The organism is Mucilaginibacter pineti (genome assembly GCF_900101875.1).
GTDB lineage: Bacteria > Bacteroidota > Bacteroidia > Sphingobacteriales > Sphingobacteriaceae > Mucilaginibacter > Mucilaginibacter pineti.
On record NZ_FNAI01000014.1, the window covers coordinates 44,850 to 61,380 of the forward strand.

At 43.0% G+C, this 16,531-nt stretch carries 14 protein-coding genes; 4 read left to right on the forward strand and 10 right to left on the reverse strand.

Annotated features, from left to right (window positions below; all coding sequences use genetic code 11):
* Positions 1–187: 187 nt before the first annotated feature.
* The 4 genes from BLS59_RS24080 to BLS59_RS24095 are packed head-to-tail and all read right to left on the reverse strand — an operon-like array spanning position 188 to position 3,346.
* Positions 188–1,717 (reverse strand): S41 family peptidase, encoded by a 1,530-nt coding sequence (locus BLS59_RS24080; RefSeq protein WP_091153542.1) that lies wholly within the window; start codon positions 1,715–1,717, stop codon positions 188–190.
* 56 nt (positions 1,718–1,773) lie between these two features.
* A complete protein-coding gene (locus tag BLS59_RS24085; protein ID WP_091153546.1) occupies positions 1,774–2,382 on the reverse strand; it encodes an HAD family hydrolase in 609 nt (202 codons plus the stop codon).
* On the reverse strand, positions 2,372–2,680 hold the full coding sequence (locus BLS59_RS24090; protein ID WP_091153549.1) for a hypothetical protein: 309 nt from the start codon (positions 2,678–2,680) through the stop codon (positions 2,372–2,374). Before BLS59_RS24090 ends, BLS59_RS24085 begins: the two co-directional genes overlap by 11 nt.
* 15 nt (positions 2,681–2,695) lie before the next feature.
* Positions 2,696–3,346 (reverse strand): ABC transporter ATP-binding protein, encoded by a 651-nt coding sequence (locus tag BLS59_RS24095; protein WP_091153553.1) that lies wholly within the window; start codon positions 3,344–3,346, stop codon positions 2,696–2,698.
* A 110-nt stretch (positions 3,347–3,456) separates the two neighbouring features.
* On the opposite strand from BLS59_RS24095, the gene sucC reads away from it, so the two are divergent.
* The gene (gene sucC, locus BLS59_RS24100; RefSeq protein ID WP_394330854.1) at positions 3,457–4,917 is read left to right on the forward strand and encodes an ADP-forming succinate--CoA ligase subunit beta; all 1,461 of its coding nucleotides are present in this window, start codon (positions 3,457–3,459) and stop codon (positions 4,915–4,917) included.
* A gap of 189 nt (positions 4,918–5,106) precedes the next feature.
* Here the strand turns inward: sucC and BLS59_RS24105 are convergent, their stop codons facing one another.
* Positions 5,107–6,741: an FMN-binding glutamate synthase family protein gene (locus BLS59_RS24105; protein WP_091153559.1), complete on the reverse strand. Its 1,635-nt coding sequence runs from the start codon at positions 6,739–6,741 to the stop codon at positions 5,107–5,109.
* Between the two features lie 188 nt (positions 6,742–6,929).
* Between BLS59_RS24105 and BLS59_RS24110 the strand changes: the two genes are divergently transcribed.
* On the forward strand, positions 6,930–7,472 hold the full coding sequence (locus BLS59_RS24110; RefSeq protein WP_091153563.1) for a YceI family protein: 543 nt from the start codon (positions 6,930–6,932) through the stop codon (positions 7,470–7,472).
* A 167-nt stretch (positions 7,473–7,639) separates the two neighbouring features.
* Here the strand turns inward: BLS59_RS24110 and BLS59_RS24115 are convergent, their stop codons facing one another.
* From BLS59_RS24115 to rhaT, 4 genes are all read right to left on the reverse strand, one after another.
* A complete protein-coding gene (locus tag BLS59_RS24115) occupies positions 7,640–9,028 on the reverse strand; it encodes an FGGY-family carbohydrate kinase (RefSeq protein WP_091153567.1) in 1,389 nt (462 codons plus the stop codon).
* A 1-nt stretch (position 9,029) separates the two neighbouring features.
* Positions 9,030–10,304 carry a sugar isomerase gene (locus BLS59_RS24120; RefSeq protein WP_091153571.1) on the reverse strand — a complete coding sequence of 425 codons (1,275 nt, stop codon included), beginning with the start codon at positions 10,302–10,304 and terminating at the stop codon, positions 9,030–9,032.
* Positions 10,305–10,534: 230 nt separating this feature from the next.
* A complete protein-coding gene (locus tag BLS59_RS24125) occupies positions 10,535–12,643 on the reverse strand; it encodes a bifunctional aldolase/short-chain dehydrogenase (protein WP_091153575.1) in 2,109 nt (702 codons plus the stop codon).
* Between the two features lie 147 nt (positions 12,644–12,790).
* Positions 12,791–13,870: an L-rhamnose/proton symporter RhaT gene (gene rhaT / locus BLS59_RS24130; protein WP_091153579.1), complete on the reverse strand. Its 1,080-nt coding sequence runs from the start codon at positions 13,868–13,870 to the stop codon at positions 12,791–12,793.
* A gap of 203 nt (positions 13,871–14,073) precedes the next feature.
* Between rhaT and BLS59_RS24135 the strand changes: the two genes are divergently transcribed.
* On the forward strand, positions 14,074–14,868 hold the full coding sequence (locus BLS59_RS24135) for a HipA family kinase (protein WP_091153582.1): 795 nt from the start codon (positions 14,074–14,076) through the stop codon (positions 14,866–14,868).
* Positions 14,849–15,229 carry a DUF3037 domain-containing protein gene (locus tag BLS59_RS24140; protein WP_091153585.1) on the forward strand — a complete coding sequence of 127 codons (381 nt, stop codon included), beginning with the start codon at positions 14,849–14,851 and terminating at the stop codon, positions 15,227–15,229. Before BLS59_RS24135 ends, BLS59_RS24140 begins: the two co-directional genes overlap by 20 nt.
* On the opposite strand, the gene BLS59_RS24145 is transcribed toward BLS59_RS24140, so the two are convergent.
* Positions 15,210–16,358, reverse strand: a complete 1,149-nt coding sequence (locus tag BLS59_RS24145) for a GAF domain-containing protein (RefSeq protein ID WP_162842766.1) — start codon at positions 16,356–16,358, stop codon at positions 15,210–15,212. The genes BLS59_RS24140 and BLS59_RS24145 overlap by 20 nt on opposite strands.
* Positions 16,359–16,531: the final 173 nt, after the last annotated feature.

Here is a 16,531-nt window from a genome sequence, read left to right on the forward strand (position 1 = left end):
TGTAGTGGCAGGGAGGGGTTTGTTCGCTTTGCTTATGCTGAAACCCCTCCCTCCACCCTCCCAAACGAGGGAATCGCACAAGCCCCTGCACTTCTATGCTTAATCTGTTTACTAATGGGCTACCCTGCATAAAAAAGGGCAAAAGATGATGAAATCTTTTGCCCTTTGCTTTATCGCAACAACGTTTTTATTTACGCGGAAGCTCTTTAAGTACTAAGTTCTTTTTACCCACCATGCCTTTAAACAGGTGTTCATCCAGTTTTAGGGTCATCTGTCTTTTTTGGTCTGCGGTCATAGTTGTCGACTTTGATAGGCTCTGCACTTTAGGACCTGCAACGTCATAAACACCGCGTTTAATATAGTTTATAGCGTGATTAAGCAATACTTCTGTTGTATCGCCAAAATCTTTGGTTACATCATCATCGTCAATTTTACCCGGGTAGTCTGTTGTTCCCGGAGTCATACCTGCATAATAGCCACCCACACCAGCCGAATTTTTAGTTTCGAACTCCGGAACGTATAATTGAAACTGACCAATGTCTATAGCAAAGAAACCTACCGGCTTACCATAACTTGTACTGCCAATATACCTAACATCCATATGCGGGCGCAGGTTATTGATGGTTAACTCACTTGCAGATGCTGTTGAACCAGTGATGATGAAAAATACACGACTGATATCCAAAGTACCAACTTTTGCAAAATTTGCACGGTTATTTGCCGGCGCAAAATCTCCTTTGTCAATTTTATACTTTTTGCTCAACATAGGATAGATATCGTTCTGCAGCTTATCGTTATAATATTCTGTAAACATTTCGGTACCGTTTTTTGCAGTCGGCACTATCAAATCATCAAGATATTGCGCAGTAGCTACCGAACCACCACCGTTGTAACGCAGATCTACAACAAGGTCGGTAATTTTATCCGTGGTGAATTGATTGAAGGCCTTAAGCAATTGAGGGCCTGCATTATCAGGAACAGTAAAAGTGTTAAACACAATATAGCCTACTTTTTTATCATTGCCCAGATCAATGGTTTTATAAGTTAAAACAGGGTTAATGGTATAGTTACCGGCATTCAAACTAACATCAAATGTAGTGTTATCTGGCCTGCGTAACGTTAAGTTAACAGCTTTACTGTTAAAGATGGCATTCACAACATAAGTTAAATTTGGCCCGTTGCTATTATCATAGTCGATATCTGTGCGGGAATTTATTTTAGTGATCTGATACCCCCTTTTTACACCTGCTTTATCAGCAGCCGAACCTGGATATACATATTTTATACGCAGGTCTGTTTTTTCCTGGTATAAAACCGAAAAACCATAATCACCATTTGTACCACCCAATTCGCCCGATACCGTGCCATCATCAATAAACGAATACTTGGCTGTACCCGGGTCGCTTGGATAATACTCATACGGCTTACTTGTAGCCGGGTTTATTTTATACTGCGATAGCGCGTCAACCTCGCTGGTAAGTTCACCAACATCTGTAGATGCTGCAAACGAATGCGGATTGAATGTAGCCATATCAGGTATGGCATCGTACCATAAATAGGCTTCTTTAGTGAATAGATAAACCGAATCTTTTATCCGGTTAAGCTCATCATGATTAATCCTTGTAGGCAATGTATCAACCGGCGTTTTGCTGCTTTTTTTACAGGCAGCTAAAAACCCTGCAGTTACTATTATAGTTAAGTAAAGAATTTTTTTCATTTGATATAAATTATAAATAAGATAACGATTTATAAATAAGTATGTTACACCAGATATTATAAAAACTTGTCAACACCTAAATAGTCAAGTCCAACGGCTTCGGCACATAAACTATCGGTTTCTGAATTTCCGATCATTAAAATATCGCGCCTTTGCAAATTATGCTCCTGCATTAATAGCGTTACAACATCAGGCTCGGGTTTGGCAGCGGTTTCCTCGGCAAAATAGCAGATAAGGTATTTTTCAAGGCCGTGCCATTCTACCTGTTTAATTTTATTCATTTGCTGCTGCACATTACCATTCGTCACAATAAATAATTTCTTACGGTCAACAACCACTTCCTGTAACAGGCTCAGCATATTCTGGTACAACAGCAGCTTTAACGGCAGCTTAGCAGTTATCAGCAAGTTATCAAAATTTTCACGGTATTTTGCCGCTACGGGAAACTTTTCTGCAACTTTATTAAAAACCTCGCCCGCTCCGTATTCCATATACGTAGCCGTCATTAAATTGGTTGTTTCTTTGGCATCAAGCTGGTCTACATATTCCAGCATATTGGCAAAAAGGTAATAGGCCTGGTATAGGTAATCCTTTTCGGGATAAAGCACGTTATCCAGCTCTAAAATAAAAGCGATTTTACGCTTATCAATATCTTTATATTTCATTTACCCCGGCCACAATTTTTATTTGGTACTCATTAAATAATATTTCAGATTGCTTTATCAACTCCATTTCCTGCGGGCGCAACAGGTATAAGGCCTCCACACCCAGATCCAGGCATAAAGTTAACATTTCATGCGTATAACTTACCGATTTAGGATCTGGAAGGCGTACCATTTTGCCGGGTTTCAACATAAAATCGGGCAGGTCCATATAATCGCCCATGATAATATTATTGTCGCTTAGTTGATTTTTGAGGCGATAGGCAGATGCAGAATTTGCCGCGGTTATCAGTATATTCAATATTATAGTTGCTATTTAAACTATTAAACCATCTTTCATTACCACGGTACGGTCAGACAGGTTGGCCAGATCTTCGTTGTGGGTCACAATTACAAATGTTTGGTTAAAATCTTTCCGCAACTTAATAAAAAGCTCGTGCAGTTCCAACGCGTTCACCGAATCGAGGTTACCCGATGGCTCATCGGCAAATATAAGTGAGGGGCTATTGATAAGAGCACGTGCCACGGCAACCCGCTGCTGCTCGCCGCCCGATAGTTCATTGGGTTTGTGGCTTATCCTGTCTTTTAATCCCAGTAAGTCAAGCAGTTCCTTTGCTTTCTTAGCAGCTTCGGAACGGGATACACCGGCAATAAAAGCGGGGATACAAACATTTTCAAGCGCGGTAAATTCGGCCAGCAAATGATGAAACTGGAAGATAAAACCAATTTTACGGTTCCTGAAATCGCTGAGGTGCTTATTGCTCAGCTTGCTCAATTCTATGTCATTAATAAACAGCTGACCGGAGTCGGGCCTGTCTAAAGTACCCATAATATTAAGCAGGGAGCTTTTACCCGCGCCGGATGCGCCAACAATGGTCACGATCTCGCCTTTTTGTACCTCAAGGTCAACACCTTTTAATATTTGCAGCTGCCCGTATGATTTATGGATAGATTTGGCTTTAAGCATACGCAAAGTTAGCTTTTTTTGGATTAAATGTTGGTGGTGATTTAGGTGCGGGGAGCGAGGTTCGAGGAGCGAGGAACAAGTTGCGCGGTTCGGGTTTCGAGGTTCGGGTGGTGGCAATTGCGATTTGGTATGAAGACGGAGTTTATAAACTAATTGAATATACTTTAAGAGCGTTAAAATATATTACGGAAACTCATCCCTCGATCCTCGCAACCCGAGCCTCGATCCATTACCCTCTCCACTGCCCCCCCGCTCCCCGCTCCTCGCACCTAATTGTAAAGACATTGTTAATTATTCTTGCTAAACCAAATAAAGTAGGCTGCGGTCCCTTACCTTTCAAACAAAATTGTAGATTTACCGCAAATTCTTCAAAAAGCATGAATATTCACGAATATCAGGGCAAAGCGATATTAAAGAGCTTTGGCGTAAGAGTACAGGAAGGCATAGTTGCAGATACACCCGAAGAGGCTGTTACAGCTGCCCAAAAATTGAAAGAAGACCTCGGATCGAGCTGGGTAGTTATAAAAGCACAGATCCACGCTGGTGGCCGTGGTAAAGGCGGTGGCGTAAAGCTGGCCAAAAACCACGATCAGGTTAAAGAGATTGCCGGTAACATTATTGGCATGCAACTGGTTACCCCACAAACCGGCCCAGAGGGTAAAAAGGTAAAGAAGGTTTTAGTAGCACAGGATGTTTACTATCCTGGCGAAAGCGAAACCAAAGAGTTTTACATGAGCGTTTTGCTTGACAGGGCAAAAGGCCGTAACATTATCATGTACAGCACCGAAGGTGGTATGGACATTGAAGAGGTTGCACACTCAACTCCCGAGCTCATATTTAAAGAAGAAATTGACCCTAAAGTTGGTTTACAAGGTTTCCAAACCCGTAAAATAGCTTTTAACCTTGGCCTGTCTGGCGAAGCGTTTAAGGATATGACCAAATTCATCGCCGCCTTATACAAGGCTTACGATGCTACAGATTCTTCGCAATTTGAAATTAACCCGGTATTAAAAACATCTGATAACAAAATTTTAGCTGTTGATGCCAAGGTTAATATTGATGATAACGCATTATACCGTCACCCGGATTACGCTGCAATGCGCGATACGGATGAAGAAGACCCAACCGAAGTTGAAGCAAGCAAATCAAACCTTAACTATGTAAAGCTCGACGGTAACGTGGGCTGTATGGTTAATGGTGCCGGTTTAGCTATGGCAACTATGGATATCATTAAAATTGCCGGTGGCGAACCTGCCAACTTCCTTGACGTTGGCGGTACTGCAAATGCCGAAACTGTTAAAGCCGGTTTCAACATCATCCTTTCAGACCCGAACGTGAAAGCTATCCTGATCAATATTTTTGGTGGTATAGTTCGTTGCGATCGTGTTGCCCAGGGTGTAATTGATGCCTACAAAGAGATCGGTAATATCCCGGTTCCAATTATCGTTCGTTTGCAGGGCACAAATGCTGCCGAAGCAAAAGCACTGATCGATAACTCAGGCTTAAAAGTTTACTCAGCTATATTATTAAAAGAAGCTGCTGAACGCGTAAAAGAAGTATTGGCTTTGTAAGCTGAAACTATATTTGATACTGAAAAAGGGGGGCTTGTGCCCCCTTTTTTGTTTCTATCGCAAAAATATTTGTCATGCTGAACGTAGTGAAGCATCTATTCGCCGGCAAGCAAAGTTTACGAATAGATTCTTCGTACCTCAGAATGACAAAATGGAGAATAATCAGCAAATAACTTGTGACAAGCTGGGTTAATACGAACTTATATTCGAATAATCAACCGTTGTTACCTTAGTATAATCGGGCACAAAGGTATTTTCGCTACTGATAGCCATATCCAGTTCAAAGTGCGACGGATAAGGTGTATTCAGTAAACTACCTTTAGGGATGTAGGGAAACAGTTCGCCATAAGTCTGGATCTGGCTATGGTTTATGCGGCGATAGATGAACAAGCGATGCAGATCGCAGGGTTTGGTAAGGCCAGCCGCCCCGATCATCTGAATGGCACTACCTACCGTGGCTTTGTGAAAGTTGGCTACACGAACTTTTTTATCATCAACCACCAGGCCACGCATCAGGTCTTTATCCTGGGTGGCTACGCCGGTTGGACAGGTATTCGTATTACACTCCAACGCCTGAATACAACCCAACGCGAACATCATTCCGCGGGCGCTGTTGCACATATCGGCACCCAAAGCAAAATTCTTCACCAGGTCGAAACCCGTAGCCACCTTGCCCGATGCTATCAGTTTTATTTTACGTTTGATATTGAAACCGGTTAAAGCATCATATACAAAGGCTAAAGCCTCACGTAACGGCATACCTACAGAATTGGAAAACTCCAGCGGGGCTGCGCCTGTGCCCCCTTCGCCGCCATCTACGGTAATAAAATCGGGGTAGATGTTGGTTTTCACCATTGCCTTGCAAATAGCCAGGAACTCGCTCTTGTGGCCCACGCAAAGCTTAAAACCAATTGGTTTACCGCCAGAAAGCTCACGTAGTTTTTTAATGAATGTGGTAAGCTCTATGGGGTTAGTGAACGCAGTATGGTATGGCGGCGATATTACATCTTCCCCCATATCTACAAGCCTTATCCTTGCAATCTCCGGCGTTACCTTAGCCGCCGGCAGAATACCTCCGTGGCCGGGCTTGGCGCCTTGGGATAGCTTTATCTCTATCATTTTTACCTGTGGTAATACAGCACGTTCAGCAAAAGCGTCAAAATCAATGGTGCCATCTTTTTTACGGCAGCTAAAGTAGCCCGTACCTATCTGCCATATAATATCGCCGCCCGGTTGCAGGTGATAATCGCTCAAGCCACCCTCACCGGTATTGTGGGCAAAATTGTCAAGCTTAGCACCACCATTGAGCGCCAGGATTGCGTTCTGACTAAGTGAGCCAAAGCTCATGGCCGAGATATTGAATACGCTGGCCATATAAGGTTGTGTACAATCCGGTCCGCCAACCTTTACCCGTGGCGACATATCCAGTTTATGATGATCTATAGCTGCTATGCTGTGGTTAAGCCATTCGTAGCCGTTTTCATAAACATCCAGCTCGGTACCAAACGGGCGCGTATCATCAACCATTTTGGCTCGCTGATAAACTACGCTACGGTTTTGCCTGTTAAATGGCGTGCCGTTGGTATCGCTCTCCACAAAATACTGATAGATCTTGGGTCTTAAATCTTCCATTAAAAAGCGCAGGTGACCAAAAACCGGAAAATTGCGAACGATGCTGTGCTTCTTTTGCACCAGGTCATAAAAACCAACGGCATATATAGGCACCAGGATAATGAACGACCATGCAGCTGGCTTCCAAATGATTGTCCACCCGGCTACTGCTGTAAAAAGAATAATGAACGATACTATGAAGAGCTTTCTCATAAGCTGTTAAATTTATATGAACTGGTTATTATTTTTTGCATAAAAATAGATTTATAATTAAACAATCAAGCAATTGTATGGTTAAACTCATACCTTCAATGTCTACCAAATGTAATTAATTAAAATTAGATGTTTAAACATCTAATTTGTTCTTATATTTGTATCAACAAATAAAAATAAACAAAATCATGGCAACAGAAACAGCAACAAAATGGGTTATCGACCCAATGCACTCAGAAGTACAATTTAAAGTAAAACACCTTGTTATTTCAACCGTTAGCGGCTTTTTCAAAAGCTTTGCTGGTGAATTATTAACAGATGGCGACGATTTTGAAAATGCAGAAATTGATTTCACACTTGATATCGACAGCATTGACACCAACCAAAGCCAACGCGATGAGCACTTAAAATCGGCAGAGTTTTTTGACGCAGCTACCTATCCAAAAATCAGCTTTAAATCTACCTCGTTTACCAAAACAGGTGATGATGAATTTGCTTTAAAAGGCGATTTAACTATTAAAGATGTAACTAAACCGGTAAGTCTTGACGTTGAATTTGGCGGTTCGGCAGCTGATTTTTATGGCAATACCAAAGCAGGTTTCGAGATCAGCGGCAAAATTAACCGTAAAGATTTTGGCTTAACCTGGGATGGCGTTACCGAAGCCGGCTCAATTGTAGTAGGCGAAGACATAAAACTGTTAATTAACGTACAGTTTGCTAAACAAGCTTAATTGTTTCTATGCTGTTGCTGTGTTTTGACAATTAAAATGCCGCTGTTGTTAAGTATACGTAACGGCACGGCATTATTGAAAACACAATAAAACAGACTGAAATATTACCCAAAAAAGGTGCTCCGAATACCGGAGCACCTTTTTTTATTTACTTTAATTATTTAAATCTAAGCCACCTCGTTATGCACACCCGAATAATATTTAAGTTCGATGAGGTCATGCGGGAGCGCTTTGGCGTTCCACGATTGGTGTATGGCAAGCGCTGTGCCCACCGCAGTAGCCTGCGCCATTGATGCGGCGTAAACTTCCAGCTGAGGGAATGCAAGCGCCAGCAGGTGCATAAACACACTGTTTTTACTAAAACCCCCATCAACAAAAATCCGTTGTACTTTGCAGCCTGCAAGTACGTAATTGGTTGATATGGTTTGCTGCTGCACAATATCAATCATTAGTTGGTGGTATGCTTCTACATCATCACTAAAATCATTCAGATCACGCTGCTCAAAAACCGATCGCTGTAGCTCTCCCTCCTGCTTGCTGCTTTTAAGGGACGATTGCTGGTTTAACACGGCAACTATTCCCGCATCATAATTTATAGTCCGGTACCTGATAACGTCTTGTTGAAAATGCGTGGCGATGCGTTTTATCTGCTGCTCATATTCGTACCCGGTAAAAAGGCGCGATGCTTTAACCGTACTACCTTTATATTGCAGATAATTAAGGCAATCGTTCTTCAATTCATCGGCAGTAAGCGGTGTTTGGTTAAACGGATTTAAACTGATAGACCACGTACCTGTAGAAATAAGCACAAAAGGCATATTAAAGCTCACCAGGTAAGGGATCAGCGCAGCCGAACTATCATGTAACCCAATACCCACCTTATACTCACCACCCGGAAACACCGGAGGTGATACCTCATCGGCCGGTTTCAGGGGCGCCATTTTAGGCAGGATATTTTCCTTTTGCAGCCAGTTATGATACGTGTTTTTTCCAAAATCCCACAAGGCGGTATGGCAGCCTATGCTGGTTAGGTCACTTACCATTTGCCCGGTGAGCAGGTAGCTCATATACTGAGGCAAATGCAGCGCGTATTTTAGCTTCTTGAAAACTTCGGGCTGCTGGTATTTAAGGCGATAAATCTGCAAGCCCGAATTTAAGTTACCCAAAACCGGCGATGCCGTTTCGCGGGCAAATGTGGCTTCATCGCCATAAGCCTCATAAAACTGCTTGCCTAAATCTTCGGGATAGGGTTTGAGATAATTGTATAGCGGGGTTAAGGGCACGCCCTCCTCATCAACATAAACAAAGCTTGCGCCGTAGGTTGAAAAGTTAACGGCTTTTAATTCAAATTCTTTATGTTTAAAAATCTCGCGCAGCGAATCAAATACCGATAAGCGCAGGCTATCCAGATTTTCGCAGGGGTCGCCATCTTCATCGTGGGTTTCGGTAAAGCGGGCCGTCCTTTCAAAAACTATTTTGTAGTTCTCATCAAAAAGGAACAGCTTCTTATTGGTTTTACCCACATCAAAAACAGCTATAACAGGTATTGGCGCCATATTATAATCCTGTTGAAACGGCCTTAGCCCCACGTTCTGCTATAAGTTGATTACGTACCGCCTGCTTCCTGTACAATGCCAGCGGGTCAAGCGCCCCTCCTGCCCTCAAACGTGCCTCGGCCAGTAACGGCCTCACATCTGTACGGTAGGCATGCTGTAAAATTTCCTGTGCCTGCACCACATCGTTATTTTGCTGTGCCTGCACCAACGCAGGTGTATCAACCAATAAAGCCTGCGCGTAGGCAATTTTAATAGCTTCTACAGATTGGATCAGGTCTTCAATAGGGTCTTTTACGTTGTGTGATGCATCTATCATCCAGCCGATGGCGGTAGCATGGTTCATGCCGCGGGCATCCATACCTTCAACCAGTTCATTAAATATCAGGAACAATTGGTATGGGTTGATACTGCCGACTGTTAAATCGTCATCGCCATATTTTGAATCATTAAAGTGGAAACCGGCCAATTTACCTTCCATTAGTAATAATGATACTATCTGCTCAATATTAGCACCCTGCAAATGGTGACCAAGATCAACCAGCGTTTGTGCTTTGTTACCTAATTTTGATGATAAAAGGTATGATTGTCCCCAATCGCCTATGGTGGTTGAGTAAAAGTTTGGCTCGTATGGTTTGTATTCAACCCAAACTTTCCAATCGGCAGGCAGGGCCTCGTAAATTTCCTGCAGACTTTCCAGCGTACGCTCAAATGCGCCGCGCATGTTTAGCTGACCAGGAAAGTTTGATCCATCTGATAACCAAACCGACAAAGCTTTTGAATCCAGCTCTACGCCGTATTTTATAACTTCGATATTATGGGCAACGGCCTGTTTGCGCACCGCCTTATCAACATGGTGAAGCGAACCGAATTTATAGCTCAGTTCCTGCGATGCCTGATCCTGGAAAGTATTTGAATTAACGGCATCAAAATGCAAGCCCAGTTGAGCAGCATGAGCTTTAACAGCCGCTGCATTTGAAGGGATATCCCATGGAATATGCAGTGATATAGAATTACTGCTCCTGTTTAAAGCATGAATTAAGCCTACATCTTCTATTTTCTCTTCTAAACTGCGTGGCTCACCTCCGCCAGAAAACCTGCCGAAACGTGTGCCACCTGTGCCTAATGCCCAGCTTGGTATAGCAATGTTAAAATCTTCTAATTTTTTCAGGATAGTATCTAATCCGTTGATGTCCTCAGCAACAAAATCAAACTTACGCTGGTGCGCTGCTTGCTGCTGATGATTGGTTTCTTCAATTATGCTCTTCTCTAATTGCATTATTTTCGGTTTATAATTTTCTATTCAATAAGTAAACAAAACCATGTCATTGCGAGGTACGAAGCAAACTCGTCATACAAGTTGGCAGCAAAGTGTGCTTCCTATCCTGTGAGATTGCCACGCTGCGCTCGCAATGACATATTTTATTTCCTGTCCTTTATCTTTATTCCTTTGTCCAAAAGTCCTAATGTCCAAAAGTCTAATGTCCAAGGGTCCCAAAGTCCCAACCCCTACCTCACAAACGCCATTGCCACTCCCCCATCAACATTCAACACGTTGCCGGTTGATTTGTTGAGCAGGCCGCCGGTGAAGGCAAAGCAGGCATCGGCAATATCGGCAGGTAAAATGATCTGGTTTAGTAAGGTACGTTTTGCGTAATAAGCAGGCAGTTCGGCTACAGTAACGCCATAAGCTTTGGCACGGCCTTCGGCCCATCCGCCGGCCCAAATGTTACTATCGCTGATAACCGCGTCCGGGTTAACTACGTTTACACGGATACTATCGGCACCAAGTTCGGCTGCATTCAAGCGGCTCAAGTGTAACTGAGCAGCTTTAGCCGAGCCATAACCCGCGTTGTTTGGACCACTAACCAGGGCATTTTTGCTTACAATGTTAATGATATCGCCACCAATCGCTTGTTTTTTCATGGTTGCTACGGCAGCCTGGGTAACAAAGAACTGGCCTTTCACCAATACATCATATAACAAATCCCAATCCTTTTCGGTATGGTCGCCAATGGATTTAGAGATGGATAGGCCTGCATTGTTCACCACAATATCTATCCCCCCGAACGCTAAAGCGGCGGTTTCTAATGCTGCATTTATTTGCTGTTCGTTGGTAACATCAAGTACTGCAGTGGTATATGAGTCTTTACCGTATTGTTTTTTAAACTCTTCGCCGGCGGCATCTAAGCGCTCGGTATTCATGTCGTTAAGGATCACTACGGCACCTTCGTCAACAAATTTTTTGGCGATGGCTTTGCCTATACCGCCGGCACTGCCGGTTATAAGTGCTATTTTACCAGATAATGCTTTTGGTTTTGGCATACGCTGCAGTTTTGCTTCTTCAAGTAACCAATACTCAATATCAAATGCTTCCTGGCGTGGTAATGAGGTATATTCAGATATTGCCTCGGCACCCTTCATTACATTGATGGCGTTGGTGTAAAACTCGGCAGCAACGCGGGCTGTTTGTTTATCTTTTGAAAAAGAGAACAGACCTACACCCGGGTACAAAATTATTACCGGGTTGGTATCACGTATTGCCGGGCTGTTGTCATGCTTGCAAGTGTTGTAATAGTCGGTATACATTTGGCGATAAGCCTCAAAAGCGGGCGCTAAACGTTCCTGCAGGGCTTTTACATCGCTCAGATCTTCACCGGGTTTTAGATCAAGCACCAGCGGACTTATTTTCGTCCTTAAAAAGTGATCCGGGCAACTGGTACCCAATGGTGCCAGGCGGTCAAGATCGTTAGAGTTGATGAACTCGAGTACACGCGCATCATCAGTAAAATGACCTATCATGTGGCGCTCGCTTGAGCAAAAACCACGCAATATAGGTGCAATAGCGGCAGCCTGTTTTTTACGACCGGCTTCGTCCAGGCTATCAATTTTTTGTCCGCCGAAAACAGAGCCCTTCTTGCCATAGTTTGCTTCCAGGTATTCGGCACATTTTTCAATTACCTCTAAGGTGTTTATGTAGCTTTCGTAAGCGGTATCGCCCCAGGTAAATAACCCGTGCGAACCTAACATGATACCACGGATGCCTGGGTTTTCATCCAAACATTGTTTTAGTTGCAAGCCTAACTCAAAGCCGGGTTTCTTCCATTCAACCCAGCCAATGGTTCCGTTAAACAGTTCCTGGGTTATTTTTTTGCCATCTTTTGCTGCCGCGATAGCAATAGCCGCATCGGGGTGCAAGTGGTCGATATGTTTGAAAGGTAAAAACCCGTGAAGCGGAGTATCAATTGACGGTGCTTTTGATGCCAGGTCATAAATGCAATGATTAAAAAGCTCAACCATTTCGTCCTCATACTGCACACCGCGGTAAACGTTTTTAAGGCTGCGTAAACGATCAACATAAAGTGCAGCAAGGCCGCTTTTTTTAAGTGTGCCGATGTCGCCGCCAGAGCCTTTGATCCACATTACTTCAACCTCGCTGCCTGTAAGCGGGTCTTTTGAAATTACTTTGCAAGAGGTATTTCCCCCGCCGTAATTGGTAAGCCGAAGATCGGCACCCAACAGGTTTGAACGGTATATTAACAATGCTACTTCGTCGCCGGCAAGCTCGGCAGCTTTTGCATCGTCCCACAGGTAGCTTACATGCTTAAATTGTGACATATTTTAATTATTGAATTACTGAATTATTGAGTTATTGAATTGTTTTAATTTTTGATTTACTGAATTATGTTTTTATTGAATAGGTATTTATGAATTACTGAGTTTTATAGATTAAAAGCCCAAATCAATAATTCATTAATTCAATAATTATTTTATTGAATTACCGTAGCCTACCACCAGTACCGACAGTATAATTACCGCAATACCCGCTATAACTGTGGCAAATGCTTTTTTACTTACACCTTTCCATTCCTTTAACACCAGGCCCCACATATTAGCTATCAGGATAATGAAGGCCATGTGTAAGATCCACGAGCTGGCGCCGTTGCCCATTTTGCTTTCGCCCATACCGTAAAAAAAGAACTGTAAAAACCAAGTTGTACCGGCCAACGCTGCAAACAGGTAGTTTTTGAGCAACGGTGTTTTTTTATCAGTATAATTACCAAAGGTTTTATTGCGGGCATTTAATATCATACACCATATAAAGTTGGTGGTTAGTCCACCCCACAGTATAATGATGTAGGTTACATTATTCGAGAACAGGAAATTACCCTGGCCCGGATGCGCGGCCTGCCAGATCTGGTTAGCCGTATCGGCCATTGATTTACCGGCTTCGATACCGAAATTGAAACAGGCACTTAATACACCCGATACAACAGCTACTAAAATCCCCAGCCCAAAGCGATAGTCTTTATTTTCCTGGGCTATGGTTTTATCGGCAGAGAGTTCTTTTTCCTTCATCATACCCGCTTTACCGCAAATAACTATACCTGCAACGCAAAGCAGTACGCCTAATAGTACCATTTGCCCCCAGGGGGTATGCAACAGCATACTGAACGTGTCTTTCCCCTCTTTGGGAACAAAATCATAATATACTGATGGGATCAACGCTCCAAAAACCGAGCATAATCCTAATATAATAGTACTGCCTAATGATACACCGAGGTATCGCACCCCGAGGCCATAAGTTAATCCGCCTATTCCCCATAACAGGCCCATAACGTATGTCCAAAATAAAACCGAACCACTGGTATGGCTTATAATATCGGCAAAACCCGGAATGGTTAAGTACGCGGCCACCGGCGGTACAATAAACCATGAAAAAATCCCCCCTACTATCCAGTAACTTTCCCAGGCCCACCCTTTAACTTTTTTGTAGGGGATGTAAAAACTCCCCGAGGCAAAGCCTCCGATAAAATGGAAGAAAACTCCAAAAATTATTTGCATACGCTTTATTGGTTTATATTGGTAGTGCTAATTTAGGTATTAATAATATGGAACTGTCATGTACTGTCATGGGTAGCCCCACCTAAATACCCTTAAAGGGGAGGATTTTGAGCTGTATATCTTTTACTTTCTCTACTTTGAAAGGTCGGGCTGCGGCCATATTATCAAAGCTTTTCCATATTTAATTACAATATTTGCTTATCATGAATTATACTGAACCGCAACTCAGAACCATTAATGTGATCAGGTATGTAACGCCCTTGCGCGAGGGCGGTTCTTTACCTGCCATTGCCGAGGGGGATGATGAGTTTTTATATGTGCTAAAATTTCGCGGTGCCGGGCAGGGCGTAAAGGCCCTTATTGCCGAGCTTATTGGCGGGGAAATTGCCCGTTTACTTGGCTTAAAGGTTCCGGAGTTGGTGTTTGCCAACCTCGATGCAGCATTTGGCCGCTCGGAGGCTGATGAGGAAATACAGGACCTGCTTAAATTTAGTGTGGGCTTAAACCTGGCATTACATTACCTTTCGGGCGCTATTACTTTTGATCCGGCTGTTACGGCACTTGATGCTAAGCTGGCCTCTCAAATTGTATGGCTGGATTGTTTGCTAACCAATGTCGACCGTACACCGCGAAATACCAATATGCTTATGTGGCATAAAGAACTATGGCTTATAGATCATGGCGCGGCATTATACTTCCACCACTCCTGGCATAACTGGGAAGAACAAGCCAAACGCCCCTTCATGCAGGTGAAGGACCACGTGCTCCTACACCGCGCAACCATGCTTGATGAAGTTGACACCGAGTTTAAGGCGATATTAACACCGGAGCGTATAAAAGCGATAGTAAACTTAATTCCTGACGACTGGCTCACTGATGAATCGGGCAATGGCACGCCCGATGAACGCCGGAACGTTTATACCCAATTTTTAGTAACCCGCATAGCATCATCTGCTGTATTTGTAACGGAGGCGCAAAATGCACGATCACTTGTTTGAGTACGCCGTTGTACGCGTTGTACCCAGGGTGGAGCGCGAGGAGTTTATAAACGTGGGTGTTATCATTTACTGCCCCAAACAAAAGTTTTTAAAGGTGATGTTCCTGCTGAATGAAGCACGCATAGGTGCACTATCGCCCGAGCTGGATATCGACTGCCTGAAACAAAACATCAGCTCATTTGAGAAAATTTGCCATGGCGATAAACAAGCCGGCCCTATTGCACAATTAGATCTCGCGTCGCGGTTTCGGTGGCTTACAGCTACCCGCAGTACGGTGGTACAATCATCAAAAGTGCACCCGGGCTTATGCATTGATGCCGAAACAACGCTGGTAAAACTGTTTAAGCAACTGGTGGGTTAATGGATGTAGTATTTAAAACTTCAACATCATTAATATCTATTTTACTAATTATCTTTTTAATAGTATCATCAAGCTTGTTTATGGCCTGTTCCATAAATTTAAAATACATTGGCTGGGTGGTATAATCTTCTTCCCGTATGAGGTTCATGAGGCCCATGATAGTAGTAAGCGGCCCGCGAAATTCATGCGCCTGTATATGGGCAATGCTTGCCAATGATTGATTTTGATCAATTATATACTGTTCCCTCAACTTACGCTCGGTAACGTTACGAATAATATAGGAAATGCCGATGATCTCATTATATTTATCACGTGCTGGTTCAAAGGTAGCTTCCCACCATATAATACCCAGTTTGCCATAGTCGGTTGAACCTTCTTCACGTATTGGTTCGCCTTTCATGGCCATATAATATCCGTCGGCAAATTTATCGGCAAATGAGGGTGCAATGTATTTCTGCAGCAAGTCGCCCCTTTTCATATCGGTACTATGGGCGGCCTTTATAAAGTTAAACGCGGTTTTATTAAAATCTATAACCTCACCGTTTTTACCCAGCAATACCTGGAAATTAGTAGAGCTTTCAAAAAACGACCTGAGCCTTATTCCCGCCTCATCAATAAACTCACGTTGTAGTTCAACCTCCTTCTGGTTTCGTTTCAATATTTTTAGCCCTATCTTCAGTTCCATGATCTTCATTACCTGCCTGGCCAAAATTTTAAGCACCAATTGCTGTTGTTTACTCAATTTATGAGGCTTGGTATCCAGTACGCAAATGGTGCCCAATTTTTGTCCGCCGCTGGTAATAAGTGGCACACCGGCATAGAAACGCACACCTTGTTCGCCCCTAACCATGGGGTTGTTTATAAAACGTTTATCCTTCAACGCATCGGGCACAATCATTATATCGTCTTGCTGAAGTGTATGCGTACAAAAGGTTATTTCACGGGGTTTAGTGGTTTCAATACTGCCTTTTCTTAGTTTAAGGTATTGGGTGTGTTCATTTAATAAAGTGATAAAAGCTATAGGGGTTTTACAAACTTCGGCCATGGTTTCAATCACTTCCTGCAACTCATGGTCTGTTTCCAGGTCAAGCTCAAAAAAATTTGCAACCGTTTGTAAATCTCCAACCATTATTAAATAACCAAAGTGCATTAGGGATAAAACACTCATCCAAGGTAATATTATTGCCCGAAAAAAAATCGACTTACTTCGATATTTTTAAATTATTAAATTTTAATGATAATTTATTAATCATTGTTTACTGGTCACAGATTAAATTCAATCCCGTTTTTGGTTGGCTCGCC